Source organism: Caballeronia catudaia (genome assembly GCF_001544755.2).
GTDB classification, from domain to species: Bacteria; Pseudomonadota; Gammaproteobacteria; order Burkholderiales; family Burkholderiaceae; genus Caballeronia; species Caballeronia catudaia.
The window spans coordinates 10,734-32,352 of record NZ_FCOF02000048.1 but is presented as its reverse complement, the minus strand read 5'-3'; the positions used below and the strand labels follow the sequence as shown (position 1 = coordinate 32,352).

The window sequence follows — 21,619 nt, the reverse complement described above, 5'->3', positions numbered from 1 at the left end:
GTCCCCGTGCCGCCGGACTGCCTTGTTCGGAATGCGCGACGTCTCGCGCATCGGTATGGCCTAGTATAACTATGAAAAGCATAGTGAAGACGCAAGAATAACTATGATTGTCATAGTGAAACTAAACGCAGGCCTTCCCGAGCGAAGCGGCGCGACAGGCGCAAATGCGCCGAGCATGCTACTATGAAAATAATAGTTACTATTGGAGAGTCGTCGTGGCTTCTGTATCGGATGACAAGGCAGATACGGTGTGCCCAGTGGCACGCTCGGTAGATGTGGTGGGCGATCGCTGGACCATCCTTGTACTGCGGGAGCTGTACATGGGTGCAACGCGGTTCGAGGACATACAGATCCAGACCGAAGCTACGCCACAGATGACGACCACGCGGTTGAAGGCGCTCGAAGCGGACGGCATGGTCGAACGCCAGCCGTACAGCGAAAAGCCGTTGCGCTACGAATACCGCCTGACGAAGAAGGGCTTGGCGTTCTATCCCGTGATCTACGCGCTACGGGCATGGGGCGAAACCTGGCGCAAGGAGAAGAATGAGGAAGTGGCGATGCATTTCGTGCATCGCGAATGCGGTCACGATGTCGGGCTCGCCAACGTATGCCCGCACTGCGGGAAACCAGTGGAGCGTAAGGATCTGGACGCCTCAATGAGCGATAGTTTCGCGACGGAACGCGCCGCGCGACGCACTTCCTTCAAACGGAAATGACGAGAAGTCAGAAAGGCGGCACCGGACTCCCATGTGGCCACTGGGAGCATGCCTCAATCTAACGGGAAAGGAAGTTCAGTAACGAACCGGCTTGCTACCAGCTGATTTTGATATCCGGGACTTGGCACACTCTGCCGCCCGGTCAAGAGAGGTTGCAAGGTCGCCATTCGACCGAGGTGGTCTTCGACTGATCGCGCCGCCGTCACTCCTCCCGATCCGCCGCCAACACGAGCAGGGCCGGGGTGCATCCGCGCAAGACGCACCGGCTAACCTTTGGCGGCACGGCAGAAGGCCGTCGCGTCATCGTGACCGATCGGCCTTCCCCGGCGACGTGTCGCGCCGAGCAAGGAGTCGTGTGTCAGCGGCGGCGCAAATGCTTCCGCCGTCGCCGCGCCAACGATGTGTCTTCCAGCGAGTTGAACAAATGGTTGGACGTACATCGATCAGAAGCAGGATGCGCACCCGGCGATACCGGTGCCAACCTGCGTCACCTAGCGTCTTCGCTGTTGTTTCATGCGATGGGGCTACCACCACATCAGATACGCCAGCAGGACTCGGGTGCTCATCTGCGCCGTCTCGCTGCACTCGCTTGACCGTAAGCGCCAGCTTTAGCACACCGTATCGAGAATTGTTTGCAAGTGACGATCGAGCGGTGCCGCACCGCGGCGGTTGATATCGACTCGTGAGTCTGCATCGGGGTGATGGAAGCGCGCAGTCACGATGACCGGCGCGCGGCCTGTAAGTCAGCCGGTCTCCGCCTTGGCCTGCTGTTGCCGTGCATAATTGAACGGCAGCAGGTCAGTCACGTCCGCATCCGGCGCACGCTGCGGCAGCTCCGTGAGGACATGCAGCAGGTAGTCGTACGGCTCGACGCCGCAAGCCCGGCATGTCAGCACCAGGCTGTAGATCGTGGCGCTGGCCTTTGCGCCATCAACCGTGTCACTGAACAGCCACGATCTTCTCGAAGTGGCAAACGGCCTTACGTCGCGCTCGATCACATTGTTATCGAGCGCGGCGCGACCATCAGTGACGTAGCGACTGAGATATTCCCACTGGTTGCGCGTATAGGCAATCGCCTTGCCGAGCAGGCTCTGCGGCGTCACCTTCGGTGCCAGTTCATCGAGCCACGCCTTGAAGGCCTCAAGCAGCGGCACACTGTGTTTTTGCCGCAAGTCGTACGTATAGTCCACACGTGTCTGGCCGGCGGGCAGATCGCCTTTGGCCAGTGCCTCAACGCGGTATAGGGCCTGGAAGTACTCAAGCGCCTTCGCCACGCGAGCGTTCGGCATCTTCTGCTTGCCAGAATCCGTCTTTTTTGTAGCCGCCTTATCCGCCTTGACGAATAGCCTGCGCGCGTGCGCCATGCATCCGAAGTGCGTTGCCTTTTTAAGCGTGCGCCAGGCACTGTAGCCGTCGCTCATCAGCATGCCGCTGTAGTCGCCCAGAAACTTCTTCGGATGCTCCTGGCCGCGTCCCGACTGATACTCGAACAGCACCACGGGCTCGGCGCAGTCCTGGGCGCTGCGGTAGCACCACTACAAGGGCTTCCCCATTAAGCGCAAGCTCGACAAATTTTCAGATCCTCTTGTTTAACTGTCTGCAAAGTGTGAAGGTGAAGGACTGCGATACTACAAACGGTCATGTTGGGCTAGTGCCCGGACCCTGATGAAAGACGCGCGCGAGGGCCTCATTCATGTATCGGGAACGAACTCCCCGTGGTGCTAACAGGCACTCCCCGCGCGGGTCCAACCCACTTCACATCACTGCTGGCAGCGCAAAGTGATCTTCTATCTGCTCCGATATTGCTTCTCGTTGCGAGATTCCTAATTTAACGGGTGTTCGGTTGCCTCGTTCAGGCGTTCACTGGCTCGTACTTGAAGTCGTCGCCGTATCGAAGAACCGCCCATGCCATTCGCGCGTTCTTGGCCGCAATCGCGATCGCCGCACGCCAATAACCACGGCGTTCCACGAGACATCTGACCCAGCGGCTGAAACGGTCCTGCTTGTCTCGTAGATTTGACATCACGGCGCGAGCGCCACTTACGAGAAGAGTACGCACGTAGGAATCACCTGCCTTCGTGATTCCCCCGAGTCGCGCCTTGCCGCCACTGCTGTACTGTGACGGCGTTAGCCCGAACCACGCAGCGACCTGACGGCCGTTCTTGAAGTCGCGTGCTGCACCAAGGGTCGCGAGCAATGCGCTGGCCGTTGTTGGTCCGACGCCTCGCAATTGCATAAGCCGACGACTACGTTCGTCTTCTCGCGCCAGCGTGCCGATGGCGCGATCATATTCTTCGAGACGTTCATCGAGGCGATCGACGTGCTCGAGCATATCGCGAATGCAGCGATTCGCCCAACCTGGCAGCGCATCCAGACGGGCCGCGATATTGCTTCGCAATTTTTCCGGACTTTGTGGCAAGACGATCCCGAATTCCGACAGCAGGCCGCGCAGTCGATTATAGGTAGCTGTGCGTTCCTGAACGAAGCCCTGCCTTGTGCGATGCAGACAAAGGGTCGCCTGCTGATGTTCATCCTTGACAGGCACAAATCGCATGCTGGGTCGAGTCACGGCCTCACAGATGGCGGCTGCATCGGCCGCATCGTTCTTGCCTTGTTTGCCGGACATCCGGTATGGCGCAACAAGCTTTGGTGCCATCAATTTGACGGTGTGCCCGTACTGTTGAAATATGCGCGCCCAGTGGTGGGCGCCCGAGCATGCTTCCATGCCGATCACACACGGCGGCAGCTGTGCGATTAGCGCCACTAGCTGATCACGCATGACCCGGGGCTTGACCAGAACGGCTTTGCCCGACGCGTCAACTCCATGAATCGCAAATACGTTCTTGGCGAGATCGATTCCGACGGTGGCAACAGACATGAGATTCCTCGCTTGTTCGTGTTGATCGGGTAGTTTCGCTTTGCGGCGCGGGGTGAGGCCGGCTTTCGCCGCAGCCTCGGGGCGGGGAGGCCCTTTCATTCATGTAACTCTTGCTCGACGCGGACTTGCCGGGCTCTTTGAGTACCTGCACGGTTGTTTCATCACCGTGGATGAGCGGTTGCGACAGCAACGTTTTATGCAGCGCGTCGTACAGGCGGCCATAGTGCAGTTCGCTGGGGCGAATGACCCAATGGGCAAGCGTGCCGCGACTCACCGGAATCTGCCAGCGTGCGAGTGCCGCCTGCATCCGGTACAACGGCATGCCGTCGACGTATTTCGCGGTCGCGACCGTCGCGATCACCGACGCGTCCGCATGACTGCCCGGAATCGGCTGAACCGGCATCGGCGCAAGCACGACCGGGGTATGTTCAGCGTGACGCTCGCAGTGCCGGCAAGCCCATTTGGAACGTATGTTTTTACGGACCGTCCATTTGACCTCGACGTGCAACTGTTCGCTGACGTCCTCGCCGATGCGATGCATCGGATTGCCACAACAGGGGCAGCCTCGCTGGTCCTCCGGTAGGTCGTATTCGACTGGTTCACGCGTCAGGTACGCCGGCAACGGCTTGCGTCCTGCCTTGCGTCGTTCAGGCTGGCTGGCCGATGGCAATCCGGTGTCGGGCAGCGCGGACTGGACTCCCTCATCGTTCTCGTCGCAGGGTTCGGTCCGTACAATTTGCTCGGCTTCGTCGAACACGCGATCCTTGCGCTTTTCGCTCTTCGGCGCGTAACGCTCGGCCTGCAGCAGGCGGACCTGTTCCTCAAGTTGCTCGACGCGCTGGTTCAGTTCGCCGATGTGTTTCGCGTCGTCGGCTACACGCGCCTCGAGGGCCTGGATATAGCCCTGAACGCCCGTAGGTACGTGCTTGAGGTCTGGTGCATTCTTCATGCGCTCCAAGGTAGCGAAGCGCGGCGCGCCGTAGGTTTACGTAATTCGTAAAAGGCGCGCCTCCCGTTGTTTACCTGCAACGCACCGGGCTAGCTGGCGTGCTGGTAATGGCGCACAGGATGACGGCAAAGCGCGTCGATGTCGATGCCATCGAGCAGCCAGTGAAGCTGCTGGGTCGTCAGTTCGATCACCTCCTGATGCCGTCGCGGCCACACGAAACGGTCTTCCTCAAGCCGACGCAGCAGCAGCCAGAATCCCGTGCGATCGTACAACAGGAGCTTGATGCGATCGCATTTGCGGTTGTGGAATGCATACACGGCGCGGGCGAGCGGGTCCATCTGCATCGAGTCCTCAACCAGGGCGGCAAGGGTATTGATGCCACAACGGAAGTCGATCGGCTCGCGGTAGAGGTAGACACTCAGGTCATCGGCGAAGCGCAGCATCAGCGACTCCTCAACGCGTCGATCATCGCCGTGAGCAGCGCGGTATCCTGTTGGCCACATTCAAGTTCAAGACTCACCCCGTTGGGCAACTGCGCCACCAGACGTGAGGGCAACGGCGGTCGGTGCGAGGGCCGCACTGCTTCGCGTCGCGTTGAGGCTGGCAAGGCTTCGGACGTCGCCGCCCCGGAAGGGGCGAGCTCTACGACCGGCACGAACGCCGGCATGTGGATGTCAAGAGGCTTCTCCGTGCGGTGGCACTCTGGTCCGCGCTCGCGCTGGACCCATTTGCGCAACTGGTTGGCGTTCACGCCAGCCTTGAGGGCTAGCCCGGACACTGACGCTCCCGGTCTTTGGCATGCCTCGATCAACCGGCGCTTGCCCTCTGGATCAAAGCAACGCCGGCCGCCTTCATCGATGTGCGTGACTTTGAGAGGAAGGAAATCAAGATCGTCTGAGGTCATGTTTGCGTCCGCAAGTTGTGGTTGCGGACACAAGCTTGACCCTCCTCAACTGGGCTTACCAGATGCGGAGGAATTACCGCTTACGCTTGACCTACTTAACGACTCAAAAAGATCGATGACCGATGTGCCCTCGGAAGCCGCCGTTCACCTCGCGCCAGCCTCAACGGCCGAAGAGGGTCGTTAGTGTGAGTTCGCTGACGCAGACAGTTGCAGTCCTGCCGTGCGACACCGCCAAGGTCAGCAATCCGATAGGCTGCCGACTTTGATCGCGACCAGCGTCAATGTCGGCGATGGCCGAGGCGAGAGCATTCGCGGAGGGTAGGGCCCGCCCACTTAGCACGCTTCACGGCCTAGGAGGGGAATGTTCCGGACGACAATCAAGCACAAGTTCACCTGCCTTGCGGGCTCCTAATCGTTGCTTAAGCTGGTTGCGAGTCATACCTGGATTAGCCTCTTTCGCGGAGACAACGTTGTCGAGTTCGTCGTCCGGAAAAGGGACAAGTAATGCGAGGTCGCCGGCCGTGAAAAGCGCTTCCACTTGCGAGCGGTGCTTCGAGTCAGCGAATCGCTTGTAAACGCGGACATATTGTGCTGTTGTTGCTTGCGAAAATCCCATTTCTGTCTGCACGAGCTTGTAGAAAGCTGAGGCGATCTTTCGCTCCTCCACGACGCTCACCCCTTCAGCTCCTGCGGCTGCAGCGCGACGCTTGATCATGTCCTGCTTGACGATGTGGAGTCGTTGACCGACTTCGAAAACGTTGACGGTTCCCTTGAGCACGATTGGTTTCTCCGCGGTTTGAATCGCGTATTCGGTTGAGCTGTCCCGGACAGCTGTACTGGCTTTACCCGGTGTATGACGGCATGCGAGCCCGTTTCTTTTGCGTTAATCCGTTGAGCGCGGTCGAATGTCGGAGGCTGACCTCGTTTGGCGGGCTCTAGCCCGTTCACGTTTTTGGGAGGTCTAGCGGACTGCTGGCGAATCGGCGATTCCCATGGGTGACGCGAGTTTGTCTCGCCAATCGACGACATAGGGCAGTGGACTTGCAACGCAGCTGAACTCATCGCGGTGGACATGGAAGCTACGATCGTCTTCAAGTACTTCTGCATCCTCGTCCGTTGGAAAGGGCGGCCAGGGCCACGCTCTCGTCGCCCAAGGAGGGGGGCGCTTTGCGAACGAACTGAAATCCTTCCGGCTCGTCTCCAGATCCAGTTGTATGCCTCGTCGAGTATCTGCTGCGTGTATGCGACATGCTTCAGGCTCATTGGCGACCGACGACGACGGATCCAATCTTGGCATAGCGATGACCACGCGGGATTCCATGTCCAGCAAGAACCGATGCTTCAGAAGGCTCGCTGGACCAAACAGACTCCCATTCGCAAATTGCATATCGCTGCATAAAAAATGCTCCGAAGCGAATTTTAAATCACGACGCCTACTTGCGCGATTGCGCGATACCGAAAACGCCAATCGCTCGGGCTACCGAATCATCGTAAGCCGAGGATCGAGCGCAAATCGTTCATGGTTCTTCAGAGACACCAGATCTGAGGCTGAGGAAATGTTAATCAGCAAGTTCCACGAGTGGTTGCTTACGGTGCTCGGCACAATGGCGAGCGGGCTTGCAGCTAAGAGCGCGTCGCCGAATTTTTGTTGATTTGGACTGACGGCACCCGGGCTCAACCAATGAGGATTTGGAACCTCCGAAGGGAGGAGGACTTTGATCGGAGTGGTTCCGAGTTCAATTTCCAGTAGTCGATGTGGCACGCTATCCAAGACGTTAAAGCCCTTGTGCACGGCCACTTCCAATATCGTAGTGGCTGGGTCCAGCGAGGCATAGATCACACGCTGACCGGGCGACGACCACCGTCCGCCAACGAGAAAAGCACCCTCGGCCGTGTTCCAGGTAGGGAAGTGCTTCTCTCGTTCGAGGCGCCAAACCGTTAGTGCGCTCGTTCCAAGCCCCGCCGGCAAAGGCGTCAAGAGTAGACCCCGTAGTCCATGCGCGTAAGCAGCGTCTTGACCAGTTCGGCACCCTCTGAGCTTTGCAACAGATCGATTGGCCGACGCTGGTCGAGCCCGATCGCGGGCTGCGATAGCCATTGTTCGGCTGCTTCTTTCGATCCAAGCACATCGATCGACTGTTCCGTAATGGACGCAAGCCTGAGCAGCCGATCCGTGGCATTACTGTCGAGCAGGCGGCTTTCGTCTTTGCCTCGCTGCAGGGTTCGCTCACTGACGCCGATTGCAAGAAGTAACGCTTCCCGGCTGACCACACCATATTCGTCGATCATGTCGCGCGCGAGGGCCACCGGTAGACCCCTCGTTACAACATCATGAGCTTGTAACGGGGTCATGTCGGCAATTTTGGTCATGTCTGCGACCAGCGAGGTCCCATTGCTGACGTAGGCTCCGAACGACGAAATGCGCATCTGAAGGGCAAGAACAAGGCTGCGAAACGGCTTTGCATTCTCCCTCCCGCGAGCGGTCTGCTTCATTTCGGCCCTCCAATCTGCCACGTGTCGCTGTATTTTACGCCACGTGGCGAAATTTTACCACCGTCGACGCCCGGGACCATGAGAGCTTGATGCCAATGCGCTCCGGGCCCAGCCGCCGAAGTTGCTCGGGGCAGCCGCAAGGTGAAAAATCGCGTTTCGCGCGAAACGACCAATTCCACGGCTACGTCGTTGCGACGCGCTCCGCGTGTTTCCTGGGCTCAGGCCTTTTCAAAACGCGGAGTGCTGTGGCAAAGCGACCGCCGCCAAGGACTGCGTGCGGGCCAGCACGATTGCCGTCGGCTGAGCGTGACGATGTCCATGGGGTACTTTAATTTGGCTACCACGTGGTAGCAGGCGAACGGTCCGCTGCGGTGTCGAGGCGTTCGTGCTCGGCGCTGAAAAATGTCGATTTTAAGCGTTCTACGAAAAGCAGATAGAAACACTTATGTTCAGTTCGAAACGCGCATTTGACGCCGGATTGAGTGACGTTCGGCGAAGTAGGCCGCATTTGCCCGCTAATTATTATTAGCAGTGAACGATTTAATGGCAAAAATGACGAGTCATCCACTTTACACCCCGTTCTGGGCGCTAATATAAGTCCAACGCGGTGCCGAAATGCGTAAAATGCGTATTGATACAAATCGCAGGAGCTAAGCATGCAGACCATCACGGCCACCGACCTGGCGCGGCAAACCCGCCAGATCCTCGACGCCGTCGCGCGTAACGGCGAGACGGTGATCATCGAGCGCAACAATTTGCCGGTCGCGCGCCTCGTGCCGCCCGAACCGGTGATGACGGCGGCGCAAGCGCTCGCGGGACTGCCGGCGGTGCTGACGCCGCAACAGGCCCAAGCCTGGCTTGAAGAGAGCCGCGTCGATTTCGATGAGGGGGTGCGGGATCCGTGGGCGTAACCCAGGCCATGTCCGCAGCCGGGCACGTGGGCGTGCACGAAGGCGTGATCCTCGACAGTTGCATTTGGGTCGCGCTGGCCGCGAAAACTCTGGCGGGTCAGACAGTAATCGATCTGGCCGGCGAGGCCCCCGTGTTCATCTCGGTGATCTCGCTCGGCGAACTCGGCTTCGGTGTGCAAGCCTGTGTTGACCCAGTCGAGCGGGCCGGGCGCGCGGCCTACCTCCAACAGCTCGAGCGGCGGCCGATTCTTGAGGTATCCCGGCACACGGCAGCGGCCTTCGGTGTCCTCGCCGCGGCGGTCAAACAATCGGGTCGTTCGCCACGGCCTCGGTACAACGACTTGTGGCTCGCCGCGCAAGCCATCGAACACGGTTACGCGCTGATGACCCTGAATAGCGCCGACTTCGCTGACCTGCCAGGGCTGCGCCTCGTCGTTCCCGAGTAAAGCCATGGAGCCGAGCAGGCCCAACGTGACCCCGCCGCGGAAAGTCGAATGGTCACCGGAACCGGCGAAGCGCGAAGCGCGAAGCGCGGGCATGGGCGGGGGTGCGTTCCGCGTCGCCGGGTTGGGGGGCCGTGGGCGTCGAGCGGAATGCCATGCCGTGGTCAATCCGGCGCATCCGGATGCGGCGCGTCTGGCGGTCTCGGCGCCGCAGCTAGTCGTGTGGGACCAAGTTGTTCACGGCGGGCGGGGCGCGCCTCCATAGCCCTACCGTCCTTCCCTGAAAAGCCGCACCGGTTCGGACACGTGTTGGAAGCCACTTGCTTCCTTCGAATTGCAGACAAGAGCGCCTCGCGATGGCCAATCAACCGCAACAGCTGACCCTGCCGCCGCCGCGCACCTATACCCGCACCGACTTCACGGCGCTGCGCGCGTTCGTGCAGCGCCTGCCGGCGGCGACCATCGCGCGGCTCTACTACGATCCGGAGCGCTCGCCGCACGCGGCCAGTGCCGACGCGATGGAACGGTTTTTGGGCACGATGCGCGATGACCTGGTTCATCTCGCGCTGCTGCATGGCTCGTCGGTCCTAGCCGATCATCTGCGAGCATCGATCAAGCAGCACGGCAGCGCGAAGCTCACGGCCATGACCTTGCGCATGGTCGAGCAGGCATCGACCTTGGCGGCGGCCGTCCCGCTCGTGACACACCCGGTACACCTGTGGTTCCGGCCGCTGATCGCGCAGCGCCTGAACGGGGAGGGGATCGGCACGCTCGGCGCGCTGGTCGACTACTGCAATGCGCGCGGCGGCAGCTGGTGGCGCTCGGTGCCGCGCATCGGCGCCTTGCGCGCGCGGACGCTCGTCGCGTGGCTGCGGCGGCACGAGGCGACGCTCGGGGCGAAGGTCGCCGCCGACGTCGACACCACGTCGTTGGTGCCGGCCAGTGCGAGCGAAGGGAAGGGAGACGAGCGTGTCATTGTCATCGGCGGCGATCCGAGCGAACCGCGGCTCGCGCCCTTCGAGCACCTGGTCGTGCCTGCAGCGTTGTCCGGCGCGACGGGCGTCAACCGAGCGGCCAACTTCGCTTTCGTCCGCGCCGAGCACGACCTCGCAGCGGTGCACGCATATCTACACCGCTATCGCGATCGGCCGACGACCTTGCGGGCCTGCTTTCGGTGGGGCGGAGCCGCAAGACGATGACGAGCTCAGGCAGTGGCGCGCCGCGCGCGCGGCGATTTTGCTGATGGGCGATTCCGGGTTGCGGCGTGCGGAAGTTGCGCTCGCGCGTCGAGAAGACCTGCGGATCGCTGAGGCGCCCGAGGAGGGGCGAACGTCGCGCCGCACCGCGTCGGGTTCGACCACGCAGACGACGCCGGGCGGGACAACGCAGGCCAAGCCCATGAGCTCGACGGCACCCGGCCGTGGAGCCTCATCAGTGTGGACGCTCAGCATCATTGGCAAGCGTCGCAAGCAGCGCACGGTGCCGGTCAGCGGGGCGACGATCGGCGCCCTGCGGGCACACTGGAACGACCGGGGGCGCGACTTCGACGCCCCACGCGCTGACGGGCCGCTGGTCGCGCCGCAGTGGATTCCGGGTACGCGCGCCGCGCTTGATCGGCACGACGTGAACGCGCAAGACGTGCCGTACACCGTCGATGCCCTGGGACGGCTCGTGCGCATGGCGGTGCAACGCTTGAGCGCGCAGACCGCTGCGCTGGCCGACTTCAGCGCGGACGACCTGGTGCAACTGGCGAACACCTCGGCGCATGCTTTTCGGCATACTTTCGGCACGCGCGCCGTTGCGCGCGAGATGCCCACCGATGTCGTGCAGGCGATCCTCGGTCACGCCTCTTTGCAGACGACTTCCATTTACGTGCGGGCGGAGCGTCGACGGATGCTCGAGGCCGCCGCGCGCTACTATGACGAGGACGAGCTATAGGGGCGGCGTCGTTCGGTGGCGCAACGAACCACGGAACCGTTGGCGAGATAAACGACTGGAATATGCCATCATGCTCACCGATGCGAACGACATCCAAGCTGACTTCCTGAATGCCCTCATGCGCGAACGGGAAGTCGTTTGGGTATTTCTGGTGAACGGGATCAAACTGACCGGCCAGTTGATCTCGTTTGACAAATACGTTCTTGCATTGGAGTCGCCGACGGGTATCCAGACCGTCTATAAAAGCGCCGTGTCGACCGTCTGCGAATCACACGTTGTAGAGAAGCCACGAACGAGAGATCGTCCGGCGACGCCGCATGAGCGTCAACCGGCCAGGGGACTCGAGCGGTAGTCGAGGTTCCCGGGAGTGGACCTCAAAATACAGGAGCGGCGTGCAGAACATAGGGAGGACCCCTGCACGCCGAACCGGCAATTCGGCTGGGCCAAGCAGCCGACAACGGTTAGCGTCAGTATTGCCGGGCGGCTCGCAATGACAGGAGCGGCACCGCACACTATCGATCCACCTGTCGAACATCACAGGCGCAGGCCCTATGACTATCCTCCCGCGGAGCCCGTGCACGATTTTCCGCAGTGGATTCGTACGAGACGCGCGGGTGTCCGTCTGACGACAGTGCCCACGCGCTCGTTCAGATGTAGATGAATCAGACCGTACCGGCGATGAAGAGTTCTTCGGGGCGTGGGCGCGGTGGCGACGCTTCGTCTTGGATTAGGGCTGCGGTAGCCTTGAGAGAACCGCGAGGGGTTCTTCCTGCCTGCCGCACCGCTCGCTCGTCGCGTGGGCGCCACGACCCAGGCCCGCGATTCTTCTGCATGACAGGCGCTCATGGCGCGTTAAATCTGACCGTAGGCCGCCATCGAAGTCCAACGGCTTCATGAAACTATGAAGCACGCACCTCAACCCTGTCCGGGCACATACCGGTTTCACGAATCGCCTGCTCCACCTCCGTAGGCGAGGCACACCCCGAAAGCCAACCAAGATCCTCGTTGCCGATCATTAGTCGCCCCACCCATTGTCCGTTCGGGGTTTGATAGATTCGAAGGACAATGGGTTCAAACGAATCTTTCATGGGTCTCTCTCCATGCGCCGTAGCGGCTCTGGCTTATGTATGAAGAAAGTAGCTGGACCTGATTCCTATGTCCAGGGTCCTGTCGAGCCTCACGAATTCGTGGAAGGCCGTCAACGATCCGGTGATGATCAAGCGGGAGCGGCGATCAAGATCGAGCGCCTTACCGGCTGAGCTGCGGCGCAAGCTGCGTGGTGAACTCGGTGCGGGCCGGCCGAAGCGGGGGCGCGCCGGGCCTGCGAATCAGCCTCTGGCGTGCAGTGGCCCGATCGCCAAGAAGTCAAAAACTCCGACCGACGCCGTCGTCGGACGGCGATGGATTGGTGGGCAATCGCGCGGGCGAACCAACTTAACTACCACCCGAACGTCGATGATGTCGCGCAGACATTCGTGAAGAGCCAACCGAGCGATCGGGGCAGCTGAGCTGGACCAGGGAAACCGCTACGCGTGAGCCAGCAGCAAGAGAACCGGATCATGCAAGCCATCGCCGAGCGGGGCTATAAGCCCAGATGTCTTCCCCCAAACCGTCCGGGCAGAAATCAGGGCATGCCTGGTTGGATGCCTCACAAGCAACGCCTTTCGAAAGGCACGGGATCGATTGCGCGAAGGCAAACAGATTGCGTACGAGATCGACGAGCCCTCAAAATAACTGACGACGGTTAGCAACTCGAAGGCATTCCACGGGGCAAGCCGTCGCTCAACGGCCGGCGCGGGTTCGAACTTCCGGGCGGAGGATGGTCGATTCGTCTCGTTAGGTGCCGTGCGCGTTTTTGCCAACGAAGACTCGCGGTGGATTTGCGGTTCGCGTCGCGACCGGGTTCATTGACGGCGACGAACTGCTGGCGCTTCTCGCGAAAAGATAAGCACCCAAACCGCGACGTCGTGGGAGTAGGAACGGCGTTTCCGAAACGAGCTGGGCAAAGGGTCCGCTGTAACCCAAGATCACGTCTTGCCCGGCGCGAGGAGGTAGCGGCGTAACAAGCCGCCTGTCATCCAGGACCGATTCAACCGCCGGTCGGTTTGGCAGTCTTATCCCTCATAAAGGACGCCTCAGAGGTTCTGCCAACCTGAATCAAGGGCTACCTCGAGCGATGCTCGGCACGCTCGTTCAGCTTGCGCTCGCGAACGGCGCGACTACTTAAAGTAGTCTAGACCGGCTCGCTTTTGCTTCCCGTCACGTCCGGCGGCCTCCTCGGGATTGTGATTGCAGCGATCGCCGCGAGGAGCGTGAAGGCGTTAACAGGCTTTTGTAAAAAGGAGTCGTGCGCCGTGGCATTTTTTTCGACCGCCGAGGGGTTGGCGGACGCGAGGATGATCGGCACATTCGCAAGTGCTGAGTCAGTCCGAAATGCGAGACATAGCGACAGCCCGTCCATTTTCGGCATGTCGAAGTCGGTGATGAGAAGATCTGGCCTGGCTTGTCGCGCAAGCAGGAGCGCTGCGGCACCGTCCGGTGCCCATACCACCTCCCATCCGTTTAGGCGCAGAACGCCCGTCCACGCTGCGGCTGATTGAGGATCGTCTTCCGCAAGCAGGGCGACTGGCAAGCTGGTTCGTCCTTCCATTGAGATCCGCCCGGCGCTTTGTCTGCTGAATATTGGACTGATTCCCCAGCAATAATCAAGCCAGTTGCGACCGCGAGCTTCTGTCATGCCCGCGCGATGCTTCTAAACGGGACGTCCACATGCGTGTTTCCATGATGGCTTCGTCTTCCTGTCGACGAAAATTCCTAACGGCCCCGACGGGTCCGTGGGTCGTTCGACCGCAGATTGCCGGTCGACGCGAAACGGGACGGCGCACGATACCGCGAAGTCGTCAACGACGTGCGTCATGATCGGTCAATTCGTTTGACGATCTGCAGAACGCGCCCTGCGACGGCCGTGCCGCGCACAGGACGCACAGGATGTCCAGGCCCAAGCTCTAGAGCCCTGGTAAGGCACAATGACGGTTAATGTGAAATGGCTGGGGCAGCGCTCAGCGGAGGGTGGGTGCAGTCTCGAAGGCTATGTCTGACCGTTGATACTCAACGAGGGGTCGAATGCAGAGCGACGATGACGACATCGATTCAACATGGCAGCCGCTGCTGATCGCGCGCGTATCGGAATACGCGATCTTCAGGCTGACCGCAGGCGGCGAGGTTGCCAGCTGGAACCCTGGTGCGCGGCGCATCAAAGGCTTCGAAACCAATGAAATCCTTGGGCGACACTTTTCCGTCTTTTACACGGAAGAAGACCGGCGCAACGACGTTCCAAACGCGGCGCTGCGCGCAGCGCGGGAGCACGGCCAATATGATTTAGAAGGGTGGCGCGTACGCAAGGACGGCACGACGTTCTGGGCCAGCGTGCTCATCACGCCGCTTCATGCGGCCGATGGCACGTTCATTGGTTTCGGCAAGATTGTGCGCGATACAACCGACAAACGCATGGCCCATGAGGCCGTGATCGAAAGCGAGCGACGGTTTCGGCTGCTGGTGCAAGGGGTCACTGATTACGCGATTTTCATGCTGTCCCCTGAGGGACTGGTGACGAACTGGAATCTGGGCGCCGCGCGCATCAAGGGCTACGAGGCGCACGAGGTCGTCGGAACGCACTTCAGGCGGTTCTACACGGCCGAAGACGCCGCTCAAGGTCTGCCGGAGCACGGCCTACGAACAGCCGCAACGGAAGGGCGGTTTGAGACCGAGGGTTGGCGGGTCAGGAAAGATGGTAGCCGGTTCTGGGCCAATGTCGTGATTGACGCAATCCGCGACGAGGAAGGGACGCTGGTGGGGTTCGCCAAGATCACCCGCGACATCACGGAACGCAAGACCGCTCACGAACAACTGGAAAAGGCCCGCGCGGCGCTGCTTCTGTCACAGAAGATGGAGGCGCTTGGAAAACTGACGGGCGGCGTCGCACACGATTTCAACAATGTTCTGCAGGTGTTACGCGGCAATCTGGAATTGCTCGAAGGCCGCCATGGCCGCGACGCCTGGAGCAGAGAACGCCTGTACAAGGCAATCGATGCGGTCGAGCGGGGAGCCAACCTCGCCTCTCAACTGCTCGCGTTCGGACGTCGCCAGGCACTGCAGCCGATGGTCGTGAACCTGGCTGTGATGCTGCGGAGCATGGACGACCTGCTCCGACGGGCGTTGGGTGAGATGATTGACGTCGAAACCGTTATTGCCGGCGGCCTCTGGAACACGCTGGTCGATCCGAACCACCTCGAGAACGTGGTGTTGAACCTGGCCATCAACGCGCGCGACGCAATGCCGGAAGGCGGCAAGCTGACGCTCGAGCTGTCGAATGCAATGCTCGATGCGCATTACAGTGCGCTGGCCGCTGACGTTCGCGAGGGGCAATACGTACTGCTCGCCATTACCGACACCGGGACGGGCATGGCGCGCGATGTCCTCGAGCGCGCTTTTGAGCCGTTTTTCACGACCAAGCCCGAAGGGCAAGGCACGGGTCTGGGCCTGAGCATGGCGTATGGTTTCATCAAGCAAAGCGGCGGTCACGTCAGGATCTACAGCGAACCTGGGCACGGGACCACCGTGAAGATCTACCTACCGCGCTCGATGGAGAAAGCCATTGACCTGGAACCCAGGCAACCAGTGGTGCTCACCGGCGGATCTGAAACCATTCTCGTCGTTGAGGATGACAGAGGCGTTCAGGCAACCGCGGTCGAAACGCTCAGGCAATTTGGCTATACCGTACTGAAGGCAGACGATGCACAGAGCGCGCTGGTGATCGTTCAAAGCGGCATACACATCGATCTTCTTTTCACCGACGTGGTAATGCCCGGCACGATGCGCAGCACCGAACTTGCGAAGCTTGCAACCAGGATGCTGCCGCATTTGAAGGTGCTGTTTACGTCGGGATATACCCAGAACGCCATCGTGCATGGGGGCCGACTGGACGAGGGTGTGCATCTGCTGAGCAAGCCCTACAGCCGCGAGCAGCTTGCGTCCAAGATTCGCCGGATGCTGGGGCCGGTCGACACGGCGAAGGTGCCTCCGCCGGCCGGATCACCGGCCGCCGAGCCGTCGTCTTCGGTGCAGTCTTATACACCCGCGAGCCTCGCAATTCTCGTCGTGGACGATGACGACAGTTCGCGGGAGGCAGTCAGTGAACTGCTGACCAGCATGGGCTATGAAGTGCGTCAGGCTGCGGATGCAGACGCAGGGATGCGTGCCTTAACGACGGCGAAGATCGACGTGCTGCTTGCGGACATTGTCCTGCCGGGGCGCTCGGGCGTTGAATTGGCCAGAGCTGCGATCGAGCACGACCCGGGCATCAGGATCGTTTTTGCATCGGGCGGCGATGCTCCGACGCCGGAACAAGTCGGGTTCAATTGCGCGTCGCTGCGCAAGCCATTCACAATGGAGCAGTTGCATGCGCTCATCGCGGCGATGCACGGATCGGGCAATAAAGGGGGAGGGACTTAAGTGCGGAAACATTCCGCCGGTGAGTCGGGCCGCGTAAATGTCGACGTCTGGAATCAAGACGGCGCAGGCGATGACCATGCCACTCGTGTTCGCATCGCGTAAAAAGCTCGCGACCGCCGGCTTCGACCCTGCGCGGTTTTTGGTCCGGGACAATATGTTTGTCGCAAAGGCGCTCGCGAATCAGTTCGCCAGGGCCGACTGTTCCCCACGCTGAGTCTGCTCTTCCTCGAGCGTCTCGGCTGGCTAAGCCGCATGGCGTGGAGGTCCATCACTCGGCGAGCTTTGAAATGAACGTTGAAAGCTACCGTCGCCGTACCGCCCTGGAGCGCAAGCAGCAGGATCCGGGACGCCCGGCCAGTATAGCGACCAAAGAACGTCGGCGTGCCGCCCAAACAGGAGGATCAGCTATGACGGGCAATTCGCAGCTCACGGGCGTCACGCGTTACGGCATCGACTCCGCCGACTGACGCGCTGTTCCCATCCAGATTGACGCGCGGCTGGCAGGCAAAGCTCGCCGGCGTCAATCAACACCGGCATCATTACCCGCGCCACTACATTCTTATCCTGATTGTCGCGCTGCCAGAGTATCTGCAACGTCACTTGTTACACAGTAATCCTGAACAACTGCGGGGGCTCGCCCGCGACTTTTAGCTTTTTTCGCCGCGAGCGACGCGGCGACAATCAATGGCTGCCTGCACTCGTTGTCCAGAACTGAGCTTATCGCGTCGGATCCGTTGCTCCTCGCTCCTTATTGAGAGGCGACTAAAGGTCCAGTGTCCCGGAGAAGTTCGTGAGATTCGTGGCTCGACGTGGACCGCCTTGGTGAGGACGCGGAACGGGAAGCCGCGCTTTGAGCAGGTGGGGCGCTCGCGCCGGAGGGCGATGCTTTCCGATCGCGAGGAGGCGGCTTCGTGTGGTGAGCGGAATAATATTCCATCAACGATCGGTCTTCGGTGTCGCCTCGTTCAGCATAAGCCGATCCGATAGCTAAAAGAGCTATCACGAACAGGAAGAATTGCTTCATGTGGATCTCCTGACGCGTCCATGTGACCCCTAAAATCCCTGCTAATTTGAGTGACGATTCGGAGCTCGATCAGGTAGGCGTTTTGAGCGACTGCCGCCATGCGGGGAGCAATGTGCGGCTACGCAAAATCAGGCATGTGCGAGCGATCAGATCTTCGGCCGTTCACGACCTCGCAAGTAATCGCCCGCTGCGCCAGACGGCGAATGCCTCGTTCATGAAGGCTCGTGACGGTGCTTTCGCGATCTCGCCCGCCTGTTCCTGCTGCAACCAGCAACGCTGACTGGCCGCGTCGTATGCAAGGTGTCCACGCGCAACCTGTGTCGCCAGCCACTCGTTCACGCGCCGCAGATTCGAGCTCGTCCTCTTTGCGAGCCGCTTCGCCGATAGCGGATTTTCAGCTAGCGCTTCGTACAGCCGGAGTGCGTCCGCTTCATTAATCGCGGCTCCTTCATCGGCAATCGATCGATGAGCGCTACCGCCGATGCACTCAGTGAGCCTTTCCCGGAACCCATCCACGATTTCACCTCCTCCGTTTAGGCCACGTACGGTCTGAATCAGGTGAATCAGGACGCTTACGCGGAATCGGACCCGGCTGGCGAAGCGTCGCAGTCTGGTAGTAATCTTCGTCTAATGACTCAGTGATGGCAGACTCTCTGATGACCATCGTCGCGATTGCGACAGCATCAGACTGCGCCCGAAACGTTGTATTCACGGTGGGAGCCAGCGTGGAAGACAAGGGCGTTGCCAGTACCGGATCCGCGACTTTGAGCATTCGCCTGCTCGGCGAACTCGAAGTCAGGCGCGATGGCGCAATCGTGAGTTTGCCTGCCTCGCGCCGAACTCGCGCGTTGCTGGCCTACCTTGTATCGTGCGATGGCGCCGTCGTGAGATCGACCTTATGCGATCTCCTTTGGGACGGTCCCGACGATCCGCGCGCCGCGCTTCGTTGGAGCCTGAGCAAGTTGCGACCGCTGGTCGACGATGCGTTGGACGACCGTATCGCGGCCAACCGCACGCACGTCGCCTTCGACCCCGCCGGCGCACTGATCGATACGACGACGGCGCGGACGCTGCTCGCACCGGGAACCGATGCAATGCCGTTGCCGACGCTCGAGCATGCAGCAGCCCTGCTGCGAGGCGATTTCATCTGCGGACTTGATCTTCCGGCCTGCTATCGTTTCCATAACTGGTGCGTCGGTCAGCGGGAACACTTCGGCCGTATGCGCAAGACTGTGCTTCGCGCGCTCATCAGCAGATTGGGCAGCGATCCGGCAGCTGCCATGCAGCGCGGACGAGAACTGGTTGAGGCCGACCCGCTTGACGAAACCGCACACACCACGCTAATCAGGCTGCTATACGGCGCGGGCCGTCCTGCGGACGCGGAACATCACTACGACTATGCGCGTGAGCTCATGCGCCGTGAGCTTGGGGCAGGGTCGTGTGTGGCGCTCGACGATGTAATTCGACACGTCCGTGACGACCTCCGCGTTGCAACCAGGGCGCATGGGCCCGCACGCGGCGATTTTGCGGAAATCATCTGCGATCAACAGTCGCCTTGGGCGCCGCCGCTCGTCGGGCGCAACGTGGAACGCGTAAAGCTGGACGCTTTGTTGTCTTCGCCATTTGCGTCCGGCAGACTAACTTTGCTGACCGGCGAGCCGGGCATCGGCAAAACGCGGCTGCTCGATTACTTCAGCGAGAATGCGTCGAGCGCGGGTGTCGTCGTGCTTCGGGGACGCTGCTATGAAGCGGAGACGATACGTCCGTACGGTATTTGGATCGATGCGCTACGCCCCGTCACGACCGATATCCTATCGGCGGCCGACGAAGCGCTGACGCCTCTTCTTCGCCCGATGTCCACCGGCACGCCCGAGGTCCAACGCGACGAGAGAAGCCGCGAGCGCTTCTTCGAGGCGATCGTCGTGCTGCTCGAGCGCTTGTGTCATGAACGTCGGCTAGCTATCGTCCTGGACGATCTCCACTGGCTTGACGAGGCGTCGGCGGCGCTGCTTCATTTCGTTGCGCGACGGCTCGATGGCCGACCGGTCGCCTTTCTGGCGGCGGCACGAATCGCCGAAGCAGACGACAACCGATGGGCGAGAACCTTGCTGCAGTCGCTTGCCCGCGATAGCAAGCTCGATCGCGCGCCGCTGTCGCCGCTTACCCCCACGGAGGTCGAAACGCTGATTGCGACATCGGGCACTGACGTGTCGCATGAGTGGACCTTGCGCCAAAGCGGCGGCAATCCGCTCTATGTGCTTGAGTTGACGCGCGCGAAGAACGCCGGTTCGAGGCCTGTGGCGCGGTCCATCGACACCTTGATCGAGGAACGTCTTGCGCCGCTGGACCACGTCACGCGCGACTTGCTTTCTTACGCGGCAGTCATCGGCCATGGCTTCACTCCCGAGCAACTTGCAGGACTTTCAGAAAGGCCGCTGCGCGAGATTCTTCCTTGCTTAACCGATCTCGAACGCCGCGGGTTGATCGCGCCTGCCTCTGAAGCCGAATTCGATTTTGCGCATGACCTCGTGCGTCAGACGGTCTATCGGACGCTTTCGCAGCCCCACAAGCGTGCCATGCATCACCAGATCGCGCGGCAGTTACTGGCTGCGAGCAAGCACGATCCGCGTCTGCACGGCGAAGTGGTCCATCACGCCACCTTGGCAGACAACTCGCTGATGACCGCGCGCGCGTGCGTTGAAGCGAGCAATCACTGTCTTCGTGTTTTCGCCGTCGCCGAAGCTATCTCGGTCGCTGAGCGCGGGCTCGCTCACGTCCACGCGTTGCCGGAGGACAGCGAGCGTGTCCGTCTCGAGATCCGACTTTTGACGGCCCGGCTCGTTGCAGCCGCCAGTTCTGGTGACAGGCGCCCGGCCTTGCTAGAGGAAGCGTTCGAGCGAGCGATTCAGGAGGCCGAAGCCTTGTCGCTTCATGCGGACGTGGTCCAGGGGCTTCACAGCCTTTCGTGGCTCACCCAGCAGGCGAACGACATCGAGCGTACGCGACAGGTGACAATCAGAGCGGAGAGCGCAGCGCGCAAGGCGGATGCAACCACGCGCTGCAAACAGCTCGCGAACACGGGCCGATGCCTGCTCGAACTGGAGCGCGATCTTCCTCGCGCCCGCGCTGTTCTACACGAAGCGAGCGCGATGGCGGAGCGCCGCGATCTGCGCGTGGTGGAACTGATGTGGGGCGAGGCGCTGCTCGCGCGAGCCGACGGGCAACTGGATCTCGCGTGCGCTAAGCTCAGCGATGCCGTATTGCAAGCGCGTGCAACAGGCGACCATTGGCGCGAGTATCAGTGTCTCGTCTGGCTGGCGACTATGAACCTCGAGCGCGGCGCTCACGCCGACGTAATCTGCCTGTCGGGTGAGATCGTCAAAGTCGCACGGAAAATGGGCGACTCTGGCGCACCTTTCGCGGACGTTCTCGGCAAAATTGCATCACTGCGCCTCGTCCGAGACGAGCCGGGCTCTCCAGCCTTCGATGCCTTCGATGCCCTCGATGCACTACGTCGGGCCGACGACAAGCGACACCTTTGTTACGCGCTCAACGAAGCGGCCCTGGTCTTGTATGACGGGGGATGCAATGCGAAGGCGCGCGACTACGCAACCGAGGCGCTGGCGGGGGCGCAAGTCCTGCATTCAACGACCGAAATGATCGTGGCCACGGTCATGCTAATCGAGTCCGCGCTGATGATAGGGGAGGTCGAGCGGGCAGAGTCGCACGCCAGGTCATTGCTCGCGCTGTTGAACGAACGTGCGCCAAGTCCCCGCGGCGAAGCCGCCATCCGACGCCTGCGCAACCGCTTTCCCACGATTACAACGGCGATTTCAACGCAAACGAAGTAGC

Annotated in this window: 17 protein-coding genes and 2 pseudogenes; 8 read left to right on the top strand and 11 right to left on the bottom strand. The window is 60.9% G+C overall.

What is annotated here, in order from left to right:
- The first annotated feature begins 215 nt into the window (after window positions 1–215).
- Window positions 216–716, top strand: a complete 501-nt coding sequence (locus AWB75_RS30840; protein ID WP_061127816.1) for a winged helix-turn-helix transcriptional regulator — start codon at window positions 216–218, stop codon at window positions 714–716.
- A 743-nt stretch (window positions 717–1,459) separates the two neighbouring features.
- Here the strand turns inward: AWB75_RS30840 and tnpC are convergent.
- The 8 genes and pseudogenes from tnpC to parS all read right to left on the bottom strand — a co-directional run.
- Window positions 1,460–2,251, bottom strand: a pseudogene (tnpC, locus tag AWB75_RS30835) (IS66 family transposase); the annotation flags it as partial.
- 317 nt (window positions 2,252–2,568) lie between these two features.
- Window positions 2,569–3,594, bottom strand: coding sequence for an IS110 family RNA-guided transposase (locus AWB75_RS30830; protein ID WP_061127802.1), 1,026 nt, complete (start codon window positions 3,592–3,594; stop codon window positions 2,569–2,571).
- 100 nt (window positions 3,595–3,694) lie between these two features.
- A pseudogene (locus AWB75_RS30825) lies at window positions 3,695–4,543 on the bottom strand (IS66 family transposase); the annotation flags it as partial.
- An 89-nt stretch (window positions 4,544–4,632) separates the two neighbouring features.
- The gene (gene tnpB, locus AWB75_RS30820) at window positions 4,633–4,986 is read right to left on the bottom strand and encodes an IS66 family insertion sequence element accessory protein TnpB (RefSeq protein ID WP_061127799.1); all 354 of its coding nucleotides are present in this window, start codon (window positions 4,984–4,986) and stop codon (window positions 4,633–4,635) included.
- Complete coding sequence (gene tnpA / locus AWB75_RS30815) at window positions 4,986–5,447, bottom strand: IS66-like element accessory protein TnpA (protein WP_061127798.1); 462 nt, start codon at window positions 5,445–5,447, stop codon at window positions 4,986–4,988. The genes tnpB and tnpA overlap by 1 nt, the downstream gene beginning before the upstream one ends.
- Window positions 5,448–5,790: 343 nt before the next feature.
- On the bottom strand, window positions 5,791–6,225 hold the full coding sequence (locus AWB75_RS30810; protein ID WP_061127797.1) for a hypothetical protein: 435 nt from the start codon (window positions 6,223–6,225) through the stop codon (window positions 5,791–5,793).
- 699 nt (window positions 6,226–6,924) lie between these two features.
- A complete protein-coding gene (locus AWB75_RS30805; RefSeq protein ID WP_235012307.1) occupies window positions 6,925–7,416 on the bottom strand; it encodes an RES family NAD+ phosphorylase in 492 nt (163 codons plus the stop codon).
- Window positions 7,417–7,421: 5 nt separating this feature from the next.
- On the bottom strand, window positions 7,422–7,940 hold the full coding sequence (gene parS, locus AWB75_RS30800) for a type II RES/Xre toxin-antitoxin system antitoxin (protein WP_061127815.1): 519 nt from the start codon (window positions 7,938–7,940) through the stop codon (window positions 7,422–7,424).
- Between the two features lie 656 nt (window positions 7,941–8,596).
- Between parS and AWB75_RS30795 the strand changes: the two genes are divergently transcribed.
- From AWB75_RS30795 to hfq, 5 genes are all read left to right on the top strand, one after another.
- Window positions 8,597–8,851 carry a type II toxin-antitoxin system Phd/YefM family antitoxin gene (locus AWB75_RS30795; RefSeq protein WP_061127796.1) on the top strand — a complete coding sequence of 85 codons (255 nt, stop codon included), beginning with the start codon at window positions 8,597–8,599 and terminating at the stop codon, window positions 8,849–8,851.
- Window positions 8,852–8,883: 32 nt separating this feature from the next.
- Window positions 8,884–9,297, top strand: coding sequence for a type II toxin-antitoxin system VapC family toxin (locus AWB75_RS30790; protein WP_235012306.1), 414 nt, complete (start codon window positions 8,884–8,886; stop codon window positions 9,295–9,297).
- A 353-nt stretch (window positions 9,298–9,650) separates the two neighbouring features.
- Entirely contained in the window at window positions 9,651–10,493 is an 843-nt protein-coding gene (locus AWB75_RS38885; protein ID WP_061127795.1) for a phage integrase family protein, read from the top strand.
- Window positions 10,494–10,536: 43 nt separating this feature from the next.
- Window positions 10,537–11,232: a tyrosine-type recombinase/integrase gene (locus AWB75_RS38880; RefSeq protein ID WP_061127794.1), complete on the top strand. Its 696-nt coding sequence runs from the start codon at window positions 10,537–10,539 to the stop codon at window positions 11,230–11,232.
- Between the two features lie 70 nt (window positions 11,233–11,302).
- Window positions 11,303–11,584: an RNA chaperone Hfq gene (hfq, locus tag AWB75_RS37810; protein WP_061127793.1), complete on the top strand. Its 282-nt coding sequence runs from the start codon at window positions 11,303–11,305 to the stop codon at window positions 11,582–11,584.
- A 547-nt stretch (window positions 11,585–12,131) separates the two neighbouring features.
- Here hfq and AWB75_RS37380 read toward each other — a convergent pair.
- Window positions 12,132–12,320, bottom strand: a complete 189-nt coding sequence (locus AWB75_RS37380; RefSeq protein ID WP_143746541.1) for a hypothetical protein — start codon at window positions 12,318–12,320, stop codon at window positions 12,132–12,134.
- Window positions 12,321–13,465: 1,145 nt separating this feature from the next.
- The gene (locus AWB75_RS30770) at window positions 13,466–13,864 is read right to left on the bottom strand and encodes a response regulator transcription factor (protein ID WP_235012305.1); all 399 of its coding nucleotides are present in this window, start codon (window positions 13,862–13,864) and stop codon (window positions 13,466–13,468) included.
- Between the two features lie 491 nt (window positions 13,865–14,355).
- Between AWB75_RS30770 and AWB75_RS30765 the strand changes: the two genes are divergently transcribed.
- Window positions 14,356–16,743: a hybrid sensor histidine kinase/response regulator gene (locus AWB75_RS30765; RefSeq protein ID WP_061127791.1), complete on the top strand. Its 2,388-nt coding sequence runs from the start codon at window positions 14,356–14,358 to the stop codon at window positions 16,741–16,743.
- A 1,186-nt stretch (window positions 16,744–17,929) separates the two neighbouring features.
- Here the strand turns inward: AWB75_RS30765 and AWB75_RS30760 are convergent.
- The gene (locus tag AWB75_RS30760) at window positions 17,930–18,283 is read right to left on the bottom strand and encodes a hypothetical protein (RefSeq protein ID WP_061127790.1); all 354 of its coding nucleotides are present in this window, start codon (window positions 18,281–18,283) and stop codon (window positions 17,930–17,932) included.
- A gap of 140 nt (window positions 18,284–18,423) precedes the next feature.
- On the opposite strand from AWB75_RS30760, the gene AWB75_RS30755 reads away from it, so the two are divergent.
- Window positions 18,424–21,618, top strand: coding sequence for an ATP-binding protein (locus AWB75_RS30755; RefSeq protein ID WP_087087044.1), 3,195 nt, complete (start codon window positions 18,424–18,426; stop codon window positions 21,616–21,618).
- Window position 21,619 lies beyond the last annotated feature (1 nt).